The organism is Pseudomonas sp. NEEL19, assembly GCF_028751975.1.
In the GTDB taxonomy this organism is placed as follows: domain Bacteria; phylum Pseudomonadota; class Gammaproteobacteria; order Pseudomonadales; family Pseudomonadaceae; genus Aquipseudomonas; species Aquipseudomonas juntendi.
Window position 1 is genome coordinate 4776857 of record NZ_CP081491.1, and the last position, 20213, is coordinate 4797069.

Annotated in this window: 17 protein-coding genes and 1 riboswitch; of the genes, 5 read left to right on the forward strand and 12 right to left on the reverse strand. The window is 64.0% G+C overall.

The window, feature by feature from the left end:
• The first annotated feature begins 6 nt into the window (after window positions 1-6).
• Together K4A76_RS21280 and asd are read left to right on the forward strand one after the other, a co-directional pair.
• Window positions 7-816 carry a rhodanese-like domain-containing protein gene (locus K4A76_RS21280; RefSeq protein WP_274411090.1) on the forward strand — a complete coding sequence of 270 codons (810 nt, stop codon included), beginning with the start codon at window positions 7-9 and terminating at the stop codon, window positions 814-816.
• 9 nt (window positions 817-825) lie between these two features.
• Window positions 826-1689 (forward strand): archaetidylserine decarboxylase, encoded by an 864-nt coding sequence (asd, locus tag K4A76_RS21285; RefSeq protein ID WP_274411091.1) that lies wholly within the window; start codon window positions 826-828, stop codon window positions 1687-1689.
• A gap of 129 nt (window positions 1690-1818) precedes the next feature.
• On the opposite strand, the gene serB is transcribed toward asd, so the two are convergent.
• Window positions 1819-3033: a phosphoserine phosphatase SerB gene (gene serB, locus K4A76_RS21290; RefSeq protein ID WP_009681320.1), complete on the reverse strand. Its 1215-nt coding sequence runs from the start codon at window positions 3031-3033 to the stop codon at window positions 1819-1821.
• Window positions 3034-3167: 134 nt separating this feature from the next.
• Between serB and K4A76_RS21295 the strand changes: the two genes are divergently transcribed.
• Window positions 3168-4634 (forward strand): AhpA/YtjB family protein, encoded by a 1467-nt coding sequence (locus K4A76_RS21295; protein WP_274411092.1) that lies wholly within the window; start codon window positions 3168-3170, stop codon window positions 4632-4634.
• A 147-nt stretch (window positions 4635-4781) separates the two neighbouring features.
• Here K4A76_RS21295 and K4A76_RS21300 read toward each other — a convergent pair whose 3' ends face one another.
• From K4A76_RS21300 to K4A76_RS21340, 9 genes are all read right to left on the reverse strand, one after another.
• Complete coding sequence (locus K4A76_RS21300) at window positions 4782-5492, reverse strand: PqiC family protein (protein WP_009681322.1); 711 nt, start codon at window positions 5490-5492, stop codon at window positions 4782-4784.
• 172 nt (window positions 5493-5664) lie between these two features.
• Window positions 5665-7923 carry a DNA topoisomerase IV subunit A gene (gene parC / locus K4A76_RS21305; protein ID WP_274411093.1) on the reverse strand — a complete coding sequence of 753 codons (2259 nt, stop codon included), beginning with the start codon at window positions 7921-7923 and terminating at the stop codon, window positions 5665-5667.
• 10 nt (window positions 7924-7933) lie between these two features.
• Entirely contained in the window at window positions 7934-8452 is a 519-nt protein-coding gene (locus tag K4A76_RS21310; protein WP_009681325.1) for a retropepsin-like aspartic protease family protein, read from the reverse strand.
• Window positions 8449-9435 carry an esterase-like activity of phytase family protein gene (locus K4A76_RS21315; protein ID WP_274411094.1) on the reverse strand — a complete coding sequence of 329 codons (987 nt, stop codon included), beginning with the start codon at window positions 9433-9435 and terminating at the stop codon, window positions 8449-8451. The genes K4A76_RS21310 and K4A76_RS21315 overlap by 4 nt, the downstream gene beginning before the upstream one ends.
• Window positions 9432-11336, reverse strand: coding sequence for a DNA topoisomerase IV subunit B (gene parE, locus K4A76_RS21320; protein ID WP_009681328.1), 1905 nt, complete (start codon window positions 11334-11336; stop codon window positions 9432-9434). The genes K4A76_RS21315 and parE overlap by 4 nt, the downstream gene beginning before the upstream one ends.
• Before the next feature lie 35 nt (window positions 11337-11371).
• Complete coding sequence (locus K4A76_RS21325) at window positions 11372-11980, reverse strand: YqiA/YcfP family alpha/beta fold hydrolase (protein ID WP_274411095.1); 609 nt, start codon at window positions 11978-11980, stop codon at window positions 11372-11374.
• 275 nt (window positions 11981-12255) lie between these two features.
• Window positions 12256-13053, reverse strand: coding sequence for a 3',5'-cyclic-AMP phosphodiesterase (cpdA, locus tag K4A76_RS21330; RefSeq protein WP_274411096.1), 798 nt, complete (start codon window positions 13051-13053; stop codon window positions 12256-12258).
• A gap of 1 nt (window position 13054) precedes the next feature.
• Complete coding sequence (locus K4A76_RS21335; protein WP_009681331.1) at window positions 13055-13507, reverse strand: DUF1249 domain-containing protein; 453 nt, start codon at window positions 13505-13507, stop codon at window positions 13055-13057.
• Window positions 13498-14115 (reverse strand): NUDIX domain-containing protein, encoded by a 618-nt coding sequence (locus K4A76_RS21340; protein ID WP_274411097.1) that lies wholly within the window; start codon window positions 14113-14115, stop codon window positions 13498-13500. The genes K4A76_RS21335 and K4A76_RS21340 overlap by 10 nt, the downstream gene beginning before the upstream one ends.
• Before the next feature lie 186 nt (window positions 14116-14301).
• On the opposite strand from K4A76_RS21340, the gene K4A76_RS21345 reads away from it, so the two are divergent.
• Window positions 14302-15048, forward strand: coding sequence for an RsiV family protein (locus tag K4A76_RS21345; RefSeq protein ID WP_009681333.1), 747 nt, complete (start codon window positions 14302-14304; stop codon window positions 15046-15048).
• Here the strand turns inward: K4A76_RS21345 and cytX are convergent.
• Entirely contained in the window at window positions 15017-16300 is a 1284-nt protein-coding gene (gene cytX / locus K4A76_RS21350) for a putative hydroxymethylpyrimidine transporter CytX (RefSeq protein ID WP_274411098.1), read from the reverse strand. The genes K4A76_RS21345 and cytX overlap by 32 nt on opposite strands.
• 137 nt (window positions 16301-16437) lie before the next feature.
• Window positions 16438-18318, reverse strand: a complete 1881-nt coding sequence (gene thiC, locus K4A76_RS21355) for a phosphomethylpyrimidine synthase ThiC (protein ID WP_274411099.1) — start codon at window positions 18316-18318, stop codon at window positions 16438-16440.
• Between the two features lie 156 nt (window positions 18319-18474).
• A riboswitch (TPP riboswitch) is annotated at window positions 18475-18581 on the reverse strand.
• A 161-nt stretch (window positions 18582-18742) separates the two neighbouring features.
• Between thiC and K4A76_RS21360 the strand changes: the two genes are divergently transcribed.
• Window positions 18743-20179 (forward strand): TolC family outer membrane protein, encoded by a 1437-nt coding sequence (locus K4A76_RS21360; RefSeq protein WP_125854904.1) that lies wholly within the window; start codon window positions 18743-18745, stop codon window positions 20177-20179.
• The last annotated feature ends 34 nt before the right edge of the window (window positions 20180-20213 follow it).

The window sequence follows — 20213 nt, forward strand, 5'->3', positions numbered from 1 at the left end:
CCGTGGATGACCGACTTTTCCGGCCTGCCCCTGGTGATCGAAGCTGCAGACCTGCTGCCGCGCCTGGATTCACCGCAGTTGATCCTGGTCGACCTGAGCAGCGCCAACCGCTATGTCAGCGGGCATATCCCCGGCGCCCGCTTTGTCGAGGGCAAGCGCACCCAGCTCGGCCAGCCACCCGCCCCTGGTCTGCTGCCGCCCCTGGGCGAACTGGAAAAACTGTTCAGCGAACTCGGCCACCGTGATGATGCCGTCTACGTGGTGTATGACGATGAAGGCGGTGGTTGGGCGGGGCGTTTCATCTGGCTGCTCGACGTGATCGGCCATACGCGCTACCACTACCTCAATGGCGGTATCCAGGCCTGGCCAGCCGACAAGCTGTCCACCGAAGTGCCTGCACCCAGTACCGCCCCGGTGCACCTGCACCTCGACACTGCACCTACAGCCACCCGCGAGTACCTGCAAAGCCGCCTGGGCGCCGAAGACCTGGTGATCTGGGACGCCCGCGCCCCACAGGAATTCAACGGCGAAAAAGTGTTGTCGGCCAAGGGCGGTCACATCCCTGGTGCGGTCAACTTCGAGTGGACCGCCGGCATGGACCTCAACGACCACCTGCGCATCCGCAAGGATATCGCCGAAGTGTTGCAAAGCCTGGGCATCACCCCCGACAAGGAGGTGGTTACCCATTGCCAGTCCCACCGCCGCTCCGGTTTCACCTATTTGGTGGCCAAGGCCCTCGGCTACCCACGCGTCAAGGCTTATGCCGGCTCGTGGAGCGAATGGGGCAACCACCCGGACACGCCTGTAGAAGTTTAAGGAACCTGCATGAAATCCCGTCTGTTCATCATCAGCCAGTACCTGCTGCCGCACCACCTGCTGTCGCGGTTGGCCGGCTGCGTCGCCGAGTGCCGCGTGCGCTGGTTCAAGAACGCCTTCACCGCCTGGTTCGCCAAGCGCTACCAGGTCGACATGAGCCAGGCGCTGGTCGAAGACCTGAGCGCCTACGAGCACTTCAACGCATTCTTCACCCGCGCCCTGAAGCCGGGCGCCCGCCCGCTGGATGAAACCCCGGGGGCCATCCTGTGCCCCGCCGACGGCGCCGTGAGCCAGCTTGGCCCGATCGAGCATGGCCGCATCTTCCAGGCCAAAGGCCACGGTTTCAGCGCGCAGGAGCTGCTGGGCGGTGACCCGGCGCTGGCCGCCCCGTTCATGGGCGGTGAGTTCGCCACCATCTACTTGTCGCCCAAGGACTACCACCGCGTCCACATGCCGCTGGCCGGCACCCTGCGCGAGATGGTCTACGTGCCGGGCCGGCTGTTCTCGGTGAACCAGACCACTGCCGAAAACGTGCCCGAGCTGTTCGCCCGCAACGAGCGGGTGGTCTGCCTGTTCGACACCGAACGCGGGCCGATGGCCGTGGTGCTGGTGGGTGCGATGATCGTTGCTTCGATCGAGACCGTGTGGGCCGGCCTGGTGACGCCGCCCAAGCGCGAGCTGAAGACCTTCCGATACGACGACGCCAGCCGTGCGCCGATCCACCTGGAGAAAGGTGCCGAGTTGGGGCGCTTCAAGCTGGGTTCAACGGCCATCGTGTTGTTCGGGCCGCAGCAGGTGAAGTGGGCCGAAAGCCTGGGTGCCGGGTCTGCCGTGCGCATGGGGCAGCTGCTGGCGGCGCCTGTGCAGGCTTGAAGGCCTTATAAAACCTGGGCCGCTTTGCGGCCCTTCGCGGGCATGCCCGCCCCACAGAGTGAGGTCGCGTTCAACCTGTGGGAGCGGGCATGCCCGCGAAGGGCTGCAAAGCAGCCCCAAATTTCCGGATCAGCCGCGCGCGTCGCGGTCGCGCAAGCCCAACAGGTACAACACGCCATCCAGGCCCAGGGTAGAAATCGCCTGCTTGGCCGACTGGCGCACCAGCGGCTTGGCGCGGAATGCCACGCCCAGGCCGGCGAGTGCCAGCATTGGCAGGTCGTTGGCGCCATCGCCCACGGCAATGGTCTGTTCCAGTTGCAAGCCCTCATCGCTGGCCAGTTTCTGCAGCAGTTCGGCCTTGCGCTGGGCATCGACGATCGGCTCGACCGCCACACCAGTCACCTTGCCATCCACCACTTCCAGCTCGTTGGCGAACACATAGTCGATACCCAGGCGCGCCTGCACCTGGCGGGCAAAATAGGTAAACCCACCGGACAGGATGGCAGTCTTGTAACCCAGGCGCTTGAGCTCGGCGAACAGGTTTTCCGCGCCTTCGGTCAGGCGCAGCGAGGCGCCGATTTCGTCCAGCACGCCCACATCCAGGCCCTTGAGCAGCGCCATGCGCTCCTTGAAACTGGCGCGGAAGTCCAGCTCGCCACGCATGGCCCGTTCGGTGATCGCCGCCACCTGCTCACCCACGCCAGCCGCCTTGGCCAGCTCGTCGATGACTTCGGCCTCGATCAGCGTCGAATCCATGTCGAATACCGCCAGGCGGCGGTTGCGGCGGAACAGGTCGTCTTTCTGGAAGGCAATGTCGACGCTCAGCGCCTGCGCCAGGGCGAAGAAATCGGCACGCAGGGCCTGGGCATCGCTCGGCACCCCACGCACGGATATCTCGACCGCCGCCTTGCCCTTGTCGGTGTCGGCGTCCAGCGCCACCCGGGCCGACAGCCGCTCGATGCGTTCGATCGTCAGGCCGTACTGGCTGATCACCGCACTGACCCGCTGCAGTTGCTCGGGGGTGATCTTGCGGCTGAGCAGGGTCACCACATGGCGCGCCTCACCATGGCCGTCGGCCCAGTGCTGGTAGTCCGCCTCGGAAATCGGCGTATAACGGGCCTGCAGGTTCAGCTCGTGGGCCTTGGCTTGCACACCCTGCAGCAAGGCAGTTGCCACTTCGTTGTCAGGGATATCGACCAGGATGCCGAACGACAGGGTGCCGTGCATGACCGCCAGGCCGATGTCGAGGATACTCACACCGCCCTGCAGCAGGACGCCGGTGATTGCCGCAGTGAGACCGGGACGGTCCTCACCGGTGATGTTGATCAGGACGATTTCGCGCACAACCTGGCTCCGACTTCGATGAAAAATGCGCATTCTACCGACTTTCCATGACCATCGGGCGCCAACGATACTTTGCCGACAAAACCCGGCTCGCTATACTCCCCCCACTTTCTTGCCATTAAGAGCCGAGCTCTGTGAACCGGCCCACGCCCGTCAAACCAGACAACTTCTTCCTGATGATCTATCGTGCCCTGAGTCAACGTCGCGTGCCGCTGGCACTGCGCATCGCCTGCACCAACATCTTCCTGGTGGCGCTGGCACTGGTGATCTACGCCTGTGTGATGGGCCTGCAGTTCAAGCAGGCCATGCACGAGCAGGCCGACGCCCTCGGCCAGAGCCTGACCACGCAAACGGCCACTTCGGCGACCGAACTGCTGGTAGCCAACGATATCCTCAGCCTCAACGTGCTGCTGGGCAACCTGGTGAAAAACCCGCTGGTGGCCCACGCGGCCATCTACAGCGTGGACAACCGCATCCTCGCCGAAGCCGGGCAACGCCCGCGCAATAGCCTGCTGGGCGAGGCCGAAGGCGTGTACCAGACCAAGATCAGCTTCCAGGACGTGGCTGCCGGGCAGCTGCGCATCAGCCTGGACATGAGCCAATTCCAGCAACCCATGCTGATCAGCCTGCAAAGCATGGGCATTCTGGCGGCCATCCTGCTGGCGCTGGCCTTGGCCCTCAGCTTGCGCCAGGGCCGCTACATCACCCTGCCATTGCTGCAGTTGCGGGTATGGCTGCGCGACCCGCAGTACTACACCCCGGCCACCGACCGCCAGGATGAAATCGGCGACATCGCCCGCCAGCTGCATGCGCGCCTGGCGCCACCGCCGCCACCAGAGCCGGAGCCAGAGCCTGAGGAAGACGACGATGAACCGTACGACGACCCGCATCACGCCAGCCCGGCACCCAAGGCCGCGCCGCGCGCCAAGGTCGCCGCAGTGCCAGACGAGGAAGATGACGAAGCGTTCGCCGGCCTGCTCGACGACGACACTGCACCAAGAACCGCAGTGGTAGACGAGTCCGACGAACCGCACTTCAGCGCCATCCTCGCGGTGCAGCTGGGCTCCCAGGAGCAACTGCGCCGTCTGCCGCGTACCCGCCTGACCGAACTGACCGAGCGTTACCGTGACTGCCTGGAGCATGCGGCATCGCTGTACGACGGCGAAACGCACACACTCAACGATGGCAGCACCCTGGTGCTGTTCCACAGCCGCGTATGTGGTGAGGACTACCTGACTAACGCAATCTGCTGCGGCGAGCTGTTGCGCGCCCTGGGCCATGCCCTGCAGATCGAAGTGGCCGACAGCGGCATCACCTTGCAATTGCAGCTGGGCCTGGTATTGGGTAACGATCTGCACGGGCTGGAGCTGGTAGACGTGTTGATCGCCGAAAAAGCCCAGGATGCCCTGGCGCTGTCGCAGCACAGCCGCAACCTGTTGCTGGTGGAGCGGCAGATCAGCGATGACGCACTGATTCGCCAGCGCGCACGCATTCGCCCGATTGCCAGCCCTGAGGGCGCCTGCTGCGTGGAGCGCCTGCTGGAACCTTACCCGTCGATGCTGGAACGGCAACTGGCGCGCATGCACGAGCGTAGGGCCTGACAGGCTGCGCTGGGCACTGGGGCTGCCGCGCAGCCTCTTCGCAACGCCAGGCCGCGCCTACAGGGCCCGGGCCCAGCCTCGCAATGGTTTGACGCAGACATGAAAAAGCCCGCAGCATCGCGGGCTTTTTTGCACCTGACGGTTAGGTCAGAACCGATAGACTTCCATATCGGTGCGGATCGGCGAGGCCATCGGGATTCTGGACTTTTCCGGCGCCTTCTTCACCTGCACCGGTGCAGCCGGCTTTTTCGGCGTTTCTTCAGCGATTGCCGGCTGGTTGGCCAGCGGCTTCACCGCCGTGCTCAGCTGCTCGGCCAGCTTCTGCAGCAATTGGCCCTGGGCCTGTACCTGCGACGACTCGCTGCCCTCATGTGGCTGTTCGAGGTGCACGATACGGTTGTCACGTACGCGGCCACGGCGGTCCAGCAGGCGCCACTGGGCGTCGAGGATGGCCGGTTGGTCCTTGCCCGAGTCCAGGCGGGTAATCGACAGCAGCACCTGTACATCCGGCGTGAAACCGGCCGTTGCCGGGGCCAGTACCACACGCTGGCTGTCCAGGCGCCAGGCCAGCTGGCGCACCAGCAACTGGTCGATGTCCGACGACAGGCTCCCCGCCCAACGACCGTCGGTCGCCGCGCTCAGGCTGCCATCGGCCTGGCGCTGCAGGAACGTCTCGCGCTGCAGGTAATCGGCCACCGATACCGGCCCGAGTACAACGGCCATGCCCGCACTCTGCGACGGCTGGCCAGGATCACCACTGTCGAGCTGGTACAAGGCGACAGGCTGGTGCATGGTGCACCCGCCCAGCCCCAGCAGGCCAGTCATCAACAGCGCAAGTGGAAGGCGCAGAAATTTCATCATCCCATCCAGGCGGCTGCCTACAGGCACACCGCAGTGATACATATAAATTCAAACGGGCACACGACCACGCCGGCGCCGCAAGGGCCATATCATCCGCGAAATAACCGTCCGACTCCAGTGTTTCTGCCCGGAACGGCGCTGTAATTGCCGTTCCAGACATTTCCACCGGTTACGCCGGCACTTCCACCTGCAAGCTATCGACGCGCTGGAACCCACGCGGCAGCTTGCTGCCACGCCGGCCACGCTCGCCCTTGTAGTGTTCCAGGTCGTCGGGCTTCAGAGACAGGGTACGCTTGCCGGCCTGCAATACAAGGGTCGCCCCGTCGGCGATCACGGCCAGGTCGGTGACGAACTCTTCGCGGCTGGCGACCCGGTCGCCGGGTACACCGATGATCTTGTTGCCCTTGCCTTTACCCAGCTGTGGCAAGTCGCTGACCTTGAACACCAGCAGGCGGCCTTCCGTGGTCACCGCCGCCAGCCAGTCCTGCTCACGGTTGGCCACCGGCCGCGGCGTCATGACCTTGGCGCCGTTGGGCAGGCTGAGCAAACCCTTGCCGGCCTTGTTCTTGGCCTGCAGGTCTTCACCCTTGACCACGAAGCCGTAGCCGGCGTCGGAAGCGACCACGTACAGCGCATCGTCCTCTGGCAGCAGCACGCAATCGAAGGTGGCCCCAGGCGGAGGCGTCAGGCGCCCCGTCAGCGGCTCACCCTGGCCACGCGCCGAAGGCAGGCTGTGGGCGGCCAGCGAGTAGCTGCGCCCGGTCGAGTCGATCAGCACGGCAAACTGGTTGGAGCGGCCAGCAGCAGCGGCCTTGAAGCCGTCGCCTGCCTTGTACGACAAGCCGGTCGCGTCGATGTCGTGGCCCTTGGCACAGCGTATCCAGCCTCTTTCCGACAGCACCACGGTGACCGGCTCGGTCGGCATCAGCTCGTTTTCCGACAGCGCCTTGGCTTCGGCGCGCTCGACAATAGGCGAGCGGCGGTCGTCGCCATAGGTTTCGGCATCCTTGATCAGCTCGCTGCGCACCAGCTTGCGCAGTTTGGCTTCGCTGCCCAGCAGCGCCTGCAACTTGGCTTGCTCTTTCAGCAGTTCGTCCTGCTCGCCGCGGATTTTCATCTCTTCCAAACGCGCCAACTGCCGCAGGCGGGTCTCGAGGATGTATTCGGCCTGGATTTCGGTCAGGCCGAAGCGTGCGATCAGCGCCTGTTTTGGGTGGTCCTCGGTGCGGATGATGTGGATCACTTCATCCAGGTTGAGGAACGCAGTGAGCAAACCATCCAGCAGGTGCAAGCGCTTCTCGACCTTGTCCAGGCGGTGCTGCAGCCGGCGACGAACGGTATGGGTACGAAACTCCAGCCATTCCACCAGGATCGTGCGCAGGTTCTTCAGCTGCGGCCGGCCGTCGAGGCCGATGATGTTGACGTTGACCCGGTAGCTGCTTTCCAGGTCGGTGGTGGCGAACAGGTGCTGCATCAGTTCGTCGGCATCCACACGGTTGGACCGCGGGATGATGACGATGCGGCAAGGGTTCTCGTGATCCGACTCGTCGCGCAGGTCGGCCACCATCGGCAGCTTCTTGGCCTGCATCTGCGCCGCAATCTGCTCCAGCACCTTGGCCCCCGAGACCTGGTGGGGCAACGCGGTTACAACGATGTCGCCGTCCTCGACGCGGTACACGGCGCGCATGCGGATCGAGCCACGGCCACTTTCGTACATCTTGAGGATTTCGGCCCGCGGCGTGACGATTTCGGCCTCGGTCGGGTAGTCCGGCCCTTGAATATGCTCGCACAACTGCTCGATGGTGGCCTTGGGCTCGTCGAGCAGGCGCACGCAGGCGCTGGCCACTTCACGCAGGTTGTGCGGCGGCACATCGGTGGCCATGCCCACGGCGATACCAGTGGTGCCGTTGAGCAGAATGTTGGGCAGGCGTGCCGGCAACACGGCGGGCTCCTGCAAGGTGCCGTCGAAGTTGGGCACCCAGTCGACGGTGCCCTGGCCGACTTCGCTGAGCAGCACTTCGGCATAGCGGGACAACCGCGCTTCGGTGTAGCGCATCGCCGCGAACGACTTCGGATCGTCCGGCGCACCCCAGTTGCCCTGGCCATCGACCAGTGTGTAGCGGTAGCTGAACGGCTGCGCCATCAGCACCATGGCTTCATAGCAGGCCGAGTCGCCATGGGGGTGGAACTTGCCGAGCACGTCACCGACGGTACGCGCCGACTTCTTGTGCTTGGCATCGGCATCGAGCCCCAACTCGCTCATGGCGTAGACAATGCGCCGCTGCACTGGCTTGAGGCCATCGCCGATATGCGGCAGGGCGCGGTCCATGATCACGTACATGGAGTAGTTGAGGTAGGCCTGTTCGGTGAAGTCAGCCAGTGAGCGGCGTTCTACGCCGTCCAGGCTGAGTTCCAGTGAGTCGCTCATGCGGGCCTCGTCATTTCAGGTTCTGGCGCAGCAGCATGGTGCCACCGCGCTGGGTAAATTCAAGTTGTTGCAGGGCACTCATGCCCAGTAGCACGGTGGGGCCATCCAGGCCCGGCACGACAATGGCGCGTACGTTCTGCAGGTGGATGTCGCCCAGTTGCAGGCTGGCCAGCCTCGTGCGGTAGCCCTCGGTGCGGCCATTGGCGGTACTCAGCAGCACCGGGCTGCCACGCGCCAGGTTCAGGTCGCGGGCCAGCCCTTCGGGGATCGCGACGTCGGTGGCCCCGGTGTCCAGCATGAAGTGCACCACTTGGCCATTGATCGCGCCATCCACCACGAAATGCCCCTGGCCATTACTCAGCAGGCGCACCTCGATGAAACCTTGGCCGTGCTCCGACTGCACCTGGCGGTTGGGGTTACGTTGGCTGTCTTCCCACTGGCCGAAAAAGCGCGTGGCCAGAAACAGCGCAGCCGCCCAGGCAAGCACCATCAGCACCCGCCCTGCGCGCTTGCCCGGTGCCTGGCTCACGGTTTGGCGCCCCAGCCGCCCTGAGGCGCCTCGAAGCGCCATACGATCGGGCGCCGCTCGCCGTCGGCACGGTCAGCGTTGTTGTTGTCCAACCCAACCCAGGCGCCTTTGCCGTCGATCACCAGCGCCTCGGCCAAGCCGAACGGCTGATCGTAGCGGCGCATCGGCTCCAGCGCCTCGGCGGCGAACGACCAGCAGCGCTCGACCTCGCCGCTGTCAGCGTCCCGCCGGCATATCCGGTAGGCGTTGCGCTCAAGGGTGAACAGCTTGCCCTCGAACCAGGCGAGGTCGGAAAAGTCGCGCGACAGGGCCCGGGCCTCTGGCATTTGCGGCGGCTGCATCTCGACCCCAGCCTCGCTCAGCAGCACGCAACCGCGCCCGCAGGTCCATACCGACTGCTGCCGTTCGATGGCCACCAGGCCACGCCGCTCGCGCTCGGCCGCCAGCCACAGGCGGTCACCCGCCGGGTTGATTGCCAGCCCTTCGAACAGCGCATTGAAGTTCAGCAGCATGCCACTGGCCCGCGCCTGACGGACCATGGCCGGGTCGATCTTGAGCCAGTCGGGCTCGCCTTCGGGCGGCAGTTGCAGCACCGCAGCGTGTGCCTCGCTGACCAGGTACAGGTTGTTAGCCTGGTCGCAGGTGATGCCTTCGAAGTCCAGCGCGCCGCCGCGAATGTACGACGCCGCCCAGTTGCGTGACTTCAGGCCCCACGGCAGGCCGCTTTCCGGCACCGGCGGCGCAGTGAAGACAAGCGCCTGCGCGCGCCAGGTAGCGCTCTGCTGGTCGAAGCGGTAGATGCGGTCATCGTCGCGGTCGGACACACCCCACAACGCCCCCCGGCAGAACGCCAGGCCAGACAGGTTGCCACCGCGCATACCGTCTATCGGGTGCTCGGCAGTCATCTTCAGCTCTGGCCAGTCGCCCGCCAGGCCCGGCAGGGCAACCAGCGCCAGCCAGGCCGCCAGAAGCAGACGAATCAAACCATGACCTCGGCGAGGTTACCTTTGGTTTCCAGCCAGTTCTTGCGGTCACCGGCGCGCTTCTTGGCCAGCAGCTTGTCCATCAGCTCGCAAGTCGCCTGCACGTCGTCCAGGGTCAGTTGCACCAGGCGCCGGGTATTCGGGTCCATGGTGGTTTCACGCAGTTGTGGCGGGTTCATTTCGCCCAAACCCTTGAAGCGGGTGACTTGGGGTTTGCCGCGCTTCTTCTCGGCCACCAGGCGGTCGAGAATGCCATCACGCTCGGCTTCGTCGAGGGCGTAGTAGATTTCCTTGCCCAGGTCGATGCGGTACAGCGGCGGCATGGCCACATACACGTGCCCGGCCTCGACCAGTGCACGGAAGTGCTGCACGAACAGTGCGCACAACAGCGTGGCAATGTGCAGGCCGTCGGAGTCGGCGTCGGCGAGGATGCAGATTTTGCCATAGCGCAGTTGCGCCAGGTCGGTGGCACCGGGATCGACGCCGATGGCGACGGCAATGTTGTGCACTTCCTGGCTGGCCAGGACTTCGCCGCCGTCCACTTCCCAGGTGTTGAGGATCTTGCCGCGCAGCGGCAGGATGGCCTGGAATTCCTTGTCCCGGGCCTGCTTGGCCGAGCCACCGGCCGAGTCACCCTCGACCAGGAACAGCTCGGCACGCATCGGGTCCTGGCCGGCGCAGTCGGCCAGCTTGCCGGGCAATGCCGGGCCCTGGGTGATGCGCTTGCGCTCGACCTTCTTGCTGGCCTTGAGGCGGCGGCCGGCATTGCTGATAGCCAGCTCCGCCAGTTGCATGCCCAGTTCAGGGTGGGCGTTGAGCCACAGGCTGAAGGCATCCTTGACCACGCCAGAGACGAATGCCGCCGCCTCGCGTGAAGACAGCCGCTCTTTGGTCTGCCCGGAGAACTGCGGGTCCTGCATCTTCATCGAGAGGACGAAAGTGATGCGCTCCCAAACGTCTTCCGGTGCCAGCTTGACCCCGCGCGGCAGCAGGTTGCGGAATTCGCAGAACTCGCGCATGGCATCCAGCAGGCCCTGGCGCAGGCCATTGACGTGGGTACCACCCTGGGCGGTAGGGATCAGGTTGACGTAGCTTTCCTGGATGCTGTCGCCGCCTTCGGGCAGCCACAGCAAGGCCCAGTCCACCGCTTCCTTGTTACCGGCCAGGCTACCGCAGAACGGCTCATCGGGCAGGCGCTGGAACTCGTTGACCGAATCGACCAGGTAGGAACGCAGGCCATCCTCGTAGTGCCATTCGACCTTTTCGCCGCTGGCCTTGTCCTCGAAGCTGACCAGCAGGCCTGGGCACAGCACGGCCTTGGCCTTGAGCACGTGCTTGAGACGGCTGATGGAGAATTTCGGCGAATCGAAATACTTGGGGTCGGGGCTGAAATACACGCTGGTGCCGGTGTTGCGCTTGCCGACCGAACCCACAACTTCCAGCTCGCTGGCCTTGAAGCCGTCGGCGAAAGTCATCTGGTACTCGTTGCCGTCGCGTTTGACACGCACGCGCACCTGGGTCGACAGGGCGTTGACCACCGAGATGCCAACGCCGTGCAAGCCACCGGAGAACTGGTAGTTCTTGTTGGAGAACTTGCCGCCGGCGTGCAGCTTGGTCAGGATCAGCTCGACCCCGGACACGCCCTCTTCGGGGTGAATGTCAACCGGCATGCCACGGCCGTCGTCGCTGACTTCCAGCGAGTGGTCGGCATGCAGAATGACCTGCACGGAGCGGGCATGCCCGGCCAGGGCTTCGTCGACACTGTTGTCGATCACTTCCTGGGCCAGGTGGTTGGGGCGGCTGGTGTCGGTGTACATGCCCGGCCGCTTGCGGACCGGGTCAAGGCCCGAGAGGACTTCGATGGCGTCTGCGTTATAGGCGCTAGCGCTGGGATTGGCCATAGGGTCTCGTCGTCAGTCTGGTGAGTGCAAAAAAGTCAAAATACAGAAAAATCGAGCGCTGCATACTGCCCGCGCGCAATACCGGCAAACGCCAGCAGGGCCGGCAGGCGCTCGGCAAAGCCCTGGAAACTGTGGTCACCACCGGCCTGGATGAGCAGGGCACAAGCACGGTAATAACGTTCGGCATGGCGGTAATCCAGGGTTTCGTCGGCGGTTTGCAGCCACACCTGATAGCGGCTGGCATCGACCGGCGCTGGCACTTCCAGCTCGGCCAGGGCCTGCACGTGGTCCAGGGTCAGCTCCCAGGTTTCATCGGTGTAGTGGTTGCGCTGGGTACCCAGGTAGCCGTCAAAGTGCTTGTGCGGGGTAACCGCCGGGTTGACCAGCAAGGCCTTGAGGCCATGGCGCTCCGCCAGACAGGTGGCATAGTAGCCGCCGAGCGAACTGCCCACCAGTAATGGCGCGCCCAGTTCGGCGATGGCCGCCTCAAGCTGGGCGATGGCCTGGCGTGGGTGATGGTGCAAGGCGGGCACCCGCAGCTGGTCGGCCAGGCCGAGCTGCTGCATGACCGCTTCAAGCTGGCGCGCCTTGGTGGAAAGCGGCGAGCTGTTGAAGCCATGGATATAGAGGATGGAACCCGACATGCTGCCCCCGGAATCTTTGGCTTCGCGCCTGATGATGCGGGCGCAGGGACGCGCAGTGTAGCGCGTTAGCCGGGTTTTGACGCAGTGTCACGGGTTTCGCAACAATTTCTTCACCATAGCCCGCTGCAACAGGGCACCCTGTAGGAGCGGCCTTGTGTCGCGATGGGGGTGCGAAGCAACCCCCAAGAATGTCAGCTTCGCCGAAGATATTGCCAGGGCCGCTTTGCGGCCCTTTCGCGACACAAGGCCGCTCCTACAGTTGAACGCGCAACCCGCTAATAACCTGGGCTATCGAAGTCGAGCTTCACTTCAAAGTCCCACGCCCGCTCCACCCCGGTCTCCAGCCGCCCGTCGGCATGCAGGCGCAGCCAGCGGTACCCAGGCTGCTCTTCGCTCACCTTGAAGTCCTCGCTGCGGGCCGCGAACTGAATGCAGGTCGAAGGCGTAGCCAGCAGGCGCCGGCCATCGCGCACTTCATCCCACTCCTGGTGAACGTGCCCCCACAGCAATGCCCGCACCTGTGGGTACCCTTCAATGATGTCAAACAGCGCCTGGGCATTGCGCAAGCCGATCGGGGCGATCCAGGCGCAGCCGATGTCTACCGGTTGATGGTGGAAGCACACCAGGCAATGGCGCCCGCCCGCCCCTTTCAGCGCGGCCTCCAGCACTGCCAGCTGGTCATCCCCCAGCAAGCCATGTGTGGCGCCGTGCACCGCCGTGTTCAGCATCACAATACGCCAGGCGCCGATATCGGTTACCGCCTGTACCAACTCCGGCGCCACTTCGGCCATGATCCGGGCCTCATCATGGTTGCCCGGCAGCCAACGGCTTGGTACGCCAAACGGCGCAGTCAGCTCACGAAATGCTTCATAAGAAGCAACGCTGGCATCCTGGGACAAATCGCCCGTGCACAACAGCAAGTCGACAAGCGGTTGCTCGCGCCGCACCTGGGCTACCACATGGCCCAAACTTTCACGGGTCTTGAGGCCCAGCATGCTGCCGGCCGGGTCGGCGAAAAGATGGGCGTCGGTCAGTTGCACCACATGTACTGGGCGCGGGTGGTCTACATGCATGTCAGCGAACGCTTGCCAGTTCGTGGCCACAGGCCAGGCAGTGACTCAGCCATTCACCGAGGAACAGGTTGAGCTGCGCCTTTTCGTCTGGCTGGTGCATGGCCTCGTTCGGGTAGGGGTAGATGCTGCGCAGGCGCCGGGCATGTTCGGCGCTGATCACTTCGGCCATGCGCGCATCGTGATACACCTGCACCTCCAGGTGCGGCACCGGCAGCCACGGCAAGCTGTGCTCCTGACGTATATGCAGGGTGGTGGTGTACGGGCAGGCCAGCACCACGTCGAGCACCAGCACGCCAAGCATCTGGTCGCCCTGGGTCATACCAATGCGGCGCGAGCTCTGGGTAGTACGCATGTCCGGCAGCAAGCGCATCAGCCGGGCATAGTTGGCCTCACAGGCAGCCTGCAGCCCGGCCAGGTCGACTCGATAGCGCTCGCGCAGCAGGTTCACTTCCACATACCTCGTACTTCGTCACGGTTCAGCGCCAGCCATTGCAAGCCGATGATGGTCGCCGCGTTGCAGATGCGCCCATCGCGCACGGCCTGCAAGGCATCTTCGAACGACCAGACCCGCACGCGAATGTCTTCACCCTCGGCCTCCAGGCCATGCAGCCCGCCTGCCCCTTCGCTGCTGCAGTGGCCAAGGAACAAGTGCACGTATTCATCGCTGCCGCCAGGCGACGGGAAGTAGCGGGTCATCGGCCACAGGGCACTGAAAGTCAGGCCCGCCTCTTCCTCGGCTTCGCGGTGGGCAACTTCCTCGGGTTGCTCGTCCTTGTCGATCAGCCCGGCGACCATTTCGATCAGCCAGGGGTTTGCGCCCTTGCCCATTGCACCGACGCGGAACTGTTCGATCAGCACCACTTCATCGCGCAGCGGGTCGTAGGGTAGTACACACACCGCATCGTGACGCACGAACAGTTCACGGCTGATCTCGCGCCCCATGCCGCCCGCGAACAGCTCGTGGCGCAAGTGCACCTTGTCGAGCTTGTAGAAGCCCTGGAAGCAGTTTTCCCGCTTGACGATCTCGACCGCCCTGGGCACTGAGTTCAACGTGTCTGACATGGAAATCCTCGCTACCTCAATCACAGCATCGCGCCATCCTACTCCGCACGCCAGCGCGTTTCACCCCTTTCCAGCAACCATTCGCACAGTCGGGACAGCACGTGCGCACTCTGTTAGCTTAGTGGCGAACCGAAGGCCGCGCAGACGGTCAAAGGCCGACTTTTCCCTGTTTTTGCAAGGATCATCATGACCATTGTCAAACTGACTTCCGTGGCCGTGCTGGCACTCGCTCTGGGCGCCTGCCAGAGCCTGTTCACGCCCAACTACCGGACCCCGCTTGAGGTCAAACGCGACGCCTGGGAGCATGTAAAACCCGGTTGCAGCGAAAGCGATTGCCCGCTGGTGAACATCGACATGGTGCACTTCCCGGCCCTGCCCAAGCTTGACGGCATCGTCGAAAAGCGCTTGCTGCAACTGACCGAAGACAATCAGCATGGCACCGCGCCGGCCACCCTGCAGGCCTATGAACAGCAATACCTGGCCAGTGCCGACAAACGTAACAGCAGCTACCTGCAAGCCAAGGTACGCGAGCAGCATGACGGCCTGGTGATCATCGAACTTTCCAGCTACCTGGACAGCGGTGGCGCACACGGCATGCCTGGGCGTGGTTTCATCAACTACTCCCGCAAGCTGGACAAGGTGCTGACCCTGCAGGACATGCTGCTGCCTGGCCAGGAAGAGACGTTCTGGAAAACCGTCGAAGAGTCGCACCGCGCCTGGCTGATGAGCGTGGGCATGGACAAGGACGCCGAGTTCGTCAAGACCTGGCCGTTCAAGAAGTCGCCGCACATCGCCCTGACGTACGGCGCACTGGTGGTCAAGTACGAGGTCTATGCCATCGCGCCCTATTCCATGGGTCACGTGGAACTGAAGATCCCTTACCCGCGCCTCAATGGCGTGCTCAAGCCTGAACTGTTCCCCGGCCGCGGCTGAGGCTCAACAGCCCGTGCAGCACCCCTGCCAGCAACAATGCTGGCAGGGTGGCGCCCAGCTCGGGTGCATTGGCGGCAATCAGGTGGTAGGCCGCCACCCCCACGAACCAGGCCAGTAGCGCCTGCCAGTGCAAACCCTTGACCTGTACCGGCAGGCCACGGCGACGCACTACATAGTGGTCGACCAGCACTACGCCGAACAGCGGCGCAAACACCGAACCGATCAGCAACAGGAAGTTCTCGTACTGAGCCAATGGCGCCAGCAAGGCGATCAGGGTGCACAGCACGCCGATGGCCAGTGCCAGGTGCTCCACCTTCAACGGCAGCAGCACCCCGGTGGAGACCGCCGCCGAGTGGATGTCGGCGAATGCCTTTTCCGACTCGTCGAGCAGAATCAGCAGCAACGGAACCCCCATGCCGGCGCCAGCCAAGGCCAGCAACAACGCGTTGACTTCGCCACTGGCGGCGAAGGCCAGGGTGTAGGCCACGCCCAGGCTCATCAGCCAGGTATTGCCGATGAAGTAGCCCAGCACGGTACCGCCGAACACGTGCCTGCCATTGCGGGCGAAACGTGAATAGTCGGCGATCAGCGGCAGCCACGACAGCGGCATGGCAATGACGATGTCGAAGCCTACTGCCAGCGACATAGAGCCATCCCCGGCGCGCCCCGACAACTCAGCCAGGTCGGCCTTGGCGAACAAGTTCCAGGTCAGCCAGACGCAGGCGCCCAGCAATAACCAGATACCCCAGGCGCGCAACACCTTGCGCACGAATGCCAGTGGCCCGCTCACCGCCAGCAAGGTCGCCAGGGCACCAAAGCACAGGGTCCACAGCATCGGGCTGTTCCAGGCGCTGTGCTCACCGAACGCACGTGCGCCCAGCAGGCTAGCGGCATCGCGCATGACGATGATCTCGAACGCCCCCCAGCCCACCAGTTGCAGCAAATTGAGCACCGCCGGCAAGCGCGTGCCATGGCTGCCCAGGCTGAGCTTCAGGGTGCCCATGGCCGACAGGCCGGTGTCACTGCCGATGACCCCGGCGGCGCCCAGCAACAGCACGCCCACGCCGGTGCCCAGGGCAATGGCCAGTACGGCGCCAGCAAGGCCCAGGCCCGGCGCGAGCATGGCGCCGACTTGCAGCACCATCAGGCCGATGCCCAGGGAAAACCAGAGGGAGAACAGGTCACGCGCGCCGAAGATGCGCTGGTGGGTGGGGACCGGGTGGTCGGGGGAGAACGGGCTGGGTGATGTCATGGTTGGCGCTCGCCGGCAATGTTGTTGGTGTTCCTGGCGAGGACTTCGTCCTCGTATCGCGACGCAAGGCCGCTCCCACAAAAAACGCCCTGGCCTTGAGCCTGGTGCGGTTCCTGCGGGAGCCGGCCCCAGCGTTCTCAGACCTTGTGGTACAGCTGGCTGCCTTCCTGGCGGAACCGCTCGGCCTGCTCACGCATGCCTTGCTCGACCGTGACGTCCACGGCTTCGATCTTGGCGGCGTACTCCCGCACTTCCTGGGTGATCTTCATCGAGCAGAACTTCGGCCCGCACATTGAGCAGAAGTGCGCGACCTTGGCCGACTCCTTGGGCAGCGTCTCGTCGTGGTAGGCGCGGGCAGTGTCAGGGTCGAGGCCGAGGTTGAACTGGTCTTCCCAGCGGAACTCGAAGCGCGCCTTGGACAGGGCGTTGTCGCGGATTTGTGCGCCGGGGTGGCCTTTGGCAAGGTCGGCAGCATGCGCGGCGATCTTGTAGGTGATGATGCCGGTCTTGACGTCATCCTTGTTCGGCAGGCCCAGGTGCTCCTTGGGCGTCACGTAGCAGAGCATGGCGCAGCCGAACCAGCCGATCATTGCCGCACCAATGCCCGAGGTAATGTGGTCATAACCCGGGGCGATATCGGTGGTCAGCGGGCCGAGGGTGTAGAACGGCGCCTCGTCGCAGCATTCCAGCTGCTTGTCCATGTTCTCCTTGATCAGCTGCATCGGCACGTGGCCAGGGCCTTCGATCATGCACTGCACGTCATGCTTCCAGGCAATCTTGGTCAGCTCGCCAAGGGTTTCCAGCTCACCGAACTGCGCAGCGTCGTTGGCGTCGGCGATCGAGCCGGGGCGCAGGCCATCGCCCAGCGAGAAGCTGACGTCGTAGGCCTTCATGATTTCGCAGATTTCGTCGAAGTGGGTGTAGAGGAAGTTTTCCTTGTGATGGGCCAGGCACCACTTGGCCATGATCGAGCCGCCACGGCTGACGATGCCCGTGACCCGCTTGGCGGTCAGCGGCACGTAGCGCAGCAACACCCCGGCATGGATGGTGAAGTAATCCACACCCTGCTCGGCCTGCTCGATCAGGGTGTCGCGGAACAGCTCCCAGGTCAGGTCTTCGGCCACCCCGTTGACCTTTTCCAGGGCCTGGTAGATCGGCACGGTACCAATCGGCACCGGCGAGTTGCGGATGATCCACTCGCGGGTCTCATGGATGTGCTTGCCGGTGGACAGGTCCATGACCGTGTCCGACCCCCAGCGGATGCCCCAGGTCAGCTTGGCCACCTCTTCCTCGATGGACGAGCCCAGGGCGCTGTTACCAATATTGCCGTTGATCTTCACCAGGAAATTACGGCCGATGATCATCGGCTCCAGCTCCGGGTGGTTGATGTTGGCCGGGATGATCGCACGGCCACGGGCAATTTCCTGGCGCACGAACTCGGGGGTGATCTCTTTCGGAATGTTGGCACCAAAGCTATGCCCGGCATGTTGCGCGTCGAGCAGGCCAGCGGCGCGCGCCTCTTGCAGCTTCATGTTCTCGCGGATGGCCACGTATTCCATCTCGGCGGTAACGATGCCCTGGCGGGCATAGTGCATTTGCGAAACATTGGCGCCGGCCTTGGCCCGGCGCGGGTTGCGCACGTGGGCAAAACGCAGCTTGGCCAGCTCGGCGTCGTTCAGGCGCTGCTGGCCGAAGTCGGAGCTCAGCCCGGCCAGGCGCTCGGTGTCGCCACGCGCGTCGATCCAGGCCGACCGCACGTCGGCCAGGCCTTTGCGCACGTCGATGATCACACTGGGATCGGTGTAGGGGCCGGAGGTGTCGTAGACCAGTACCGGGGCATTGGACTCGCCACCGAAATCGGTCGGCGTGTCGGCCAGGCTGATTTCCCGCATGGGTACGCGGATATCCGGGCGCGAGCCCTGCACATAGACCTTGCGCGAACGCGGGAACGGCTGCACGGACTGCTGATCGACTTTTGCCGATTCGCTGAGGTTGAACGTTTTTTCTTGTTGGGTCATCACAGGCTCTCCAGACGGCTTCCTAGCAGTGGAATGTCGGGGTGAACCTGAATGGCGCGGACGCATCCATTAGTGGATGCAGTGCCGGATATGGGGGTGCCTTGAAGCTGCATGCAGCTGTGACAATCCCGGACCTGGCACAAGAGGCTCCCCGGGAAGGCGAGCAATCTTGTTCCCTACGCAGGCGCTAACCTGATCAGGTTCAACGGGATCCGCACCTCTGCGATCTCAGCCTTTGCTTCAAGGCACCCCGACAAGAACCTGCGCAGTCTAGACTGCTGTGGTCGGCAAAGCCAAGCGGGTTTCTGCGCAGATGATGAAAGGCGCGCCCGGCGATTGTTGCCGGGGGGCACATGGCACTAAACTGGCGCATCGCCAAATACTCAACGGTTCAGTAATTCAATTTCGTACAAGGATTGCCTTTATGCTGCGCAAACTCTCACTGGCAATAGCCGTGTCTTGTGCGTCCAACGGAGTGGCCTGGGCAGCGGACGCGCCCCAGACGGTCAAGACCGACCTGGTCAGCGTGTACCAGGAAGCGGTCGACAACAACGCCGACCTGGCAGCAGCACGCGCCGACTACGGAGCACGCCGTGAGGTGGTACCGCAGGCCCGCGCCGGCTTGCTGCCGAACCTGTCGGCCGGGGCCGAGATGATGAATACCCGCACCAAGCTGGACGAGCCGTCGATTACCTCCAACCGCAGCGGCAACGCCTGGAGTGCAACCCTGGCCCAGCCCATTTTCCGCGCCGACCGCTGGTTCCAGTTGCAGGCCGCCGAGGCGGTCAACGAACAAGCCGCCCTGGAGCTGTCGGCCACTGAGCAGAACCTCATCCTGCAAACAGCCCAAAGCTACTTTGCCGTGCTGCGCGCCCAGGACAACCTGGCCGCGACCAAGGCTGAGGAAGCCGCGTTCAAGCGCCAGCTCGACCAGTCCAACGAACGCTTCGATGTCGGCCTGTCGGACAAGACCGACGTGCTGCAGTCGCAGGCCGGCTACGACACTGCCCGGGCCAACCGGATCATCGCCGAACGCCAGGTACAGGATGCCTTCGAAGCGTTGGTAACGCTGACCAACCGAGAGTACAGCTCGATCCAGGGTGTGGTGCATAGCCTGCCAGTGCAGGTACCTACGCCGAACGATGCCAAGGCCTGGGTGGAAACGGCCGGGCGCCAGAACCTCAACCTGCTGGCGACCAACTATGCGGTGTCTGCCGCCGAAGAAACCCTGCGCCAACGCAAGGCCGGCCATGCGCCCACCCTGGATGCGGTGGCCAAATACCAGAAGGGTGACAACGACAGCCTCGGCTTCACCAACCCTGCTCCCCAACAGAACGTTCGCTACAGCGGCGACGTCGAGCAGACCAGTATCGGCCTGCAACTGAACATCCCGATCTACAGCGGCGGCCTGACCAGCTCGCAGGTACGCGAGGCTTACCAGCGCCTGAGCCAGAGCGAACAGCAGCGCGAGAGCCTGCGCCGCCAGGTGGTGGAGAACACCCGCAACCTGCACCGCGCGGTGAACACCGACGTGGAACAGGTCCAGGCACGCAAGCAGTCGATCATTTCCAACCAGAGCGCACTGGAAGCGACTGAAATCGGCTACCAGGTCGGCACCCGCAACATCGTCGATGTGCTCGATGCCCAGCGCCAGCTGTACACTTCGGTGCGCGACTACAACAACAGCCGCTACGACTACATCCTCGACAACCTGAGCCTCAAGCAGGCCGCAGGCACCCTGAGCCCGCAGGATTTACAGGACCTGGGGCGGTACCTGAAGGCCGACTACAACCCGGACAAGGACTTCTTGCCACCGGATCTGGCGGCTGCTGCAGCCAAGAACTTCGAGCGCCGCCCTTGAACTCAGGGAGCACGCGGTGTAGGAGCGGCCTTGT

Coding starts and splice junctions, on each gene's coding strand:
- asd (WP_274411091.1), top strand. CDS start 826: ATGAAATCCCGTCTGTTCATCATCAGCCAGTACCTGCTGCCGCACCAC.
- cytX (WP_274411098.1), bottom strand. CDS start 16,300: ATGACATCACCCAGCCCGTTCTCCCCCGACCACCCGGTCCCCACCCAC.
- K4A76_RS21325 (WP_274411095.1), bottom strand. CDS start 11,980: ATGTCGGGTTCCATCCTCTATATCCATGGCTTCAACAGCTCGCCGCTT.
- parC (WP_274411093.1), bottom strand. CDS start 7,923: ATGAGCGACTCACTGGAACTCAGCCTGGACGGCGTAGAACGCCGCTCA.
- parE (WP_009681328.1), bottom strand. CDS start 11,336: ATGGCCAATCCCAGCGCTAGCGCCTATAACGCAGACGCCATCGAAGTC.
- cpdA (WP_274411096.1), bottom strand. CDS start 13,053: ATGCATGTAGACCACCCGCGCCCAGTACATGTGGTGCAACTGACCGAC.
- K4A76_RS21345 (WP_009681333.1), top strand. CDS start 14,302: ATGACCATTGTCAAACTGACTTCCGTGGCCGTGCTGGCACTCGCTCTG.
- K4A76_RS21300 (WP_009681322.1), bottom strand. CDS start 5,492: ATGAAATTTCTGCGCCTTCCACTTGCGCTGTTGATGACTGGCCTGCTG.
- K4A76_RS21360 (WP_125854904.1), top strand. CDS start 18,743: ATGCTGCGCAAACTCTCACTGGCAATAGCCGTGTCTTGTGCGTCCAAC.
- thiC (WP_274411099.1), bottom strand. CDS start 18,318: ATGACCCAACAAGAAAAAACGTTCAACCTCAGCGAATCGGCAAAAGTC.
- K4A76_RS21280 (WP_274411090.1), top strand. CDS start 7: ATGACCGACTTTTCCGGCCTGCCCCTGGTGATCGAAGCTGCAGACCTG.
- K4A76_RS21340 (WP_274411097.1), bottom strand. CDS start 14,115: ATGTCAGACACGTTGAACTCAGTGCCCAGGGCGGTCGAGATCGTCAAG.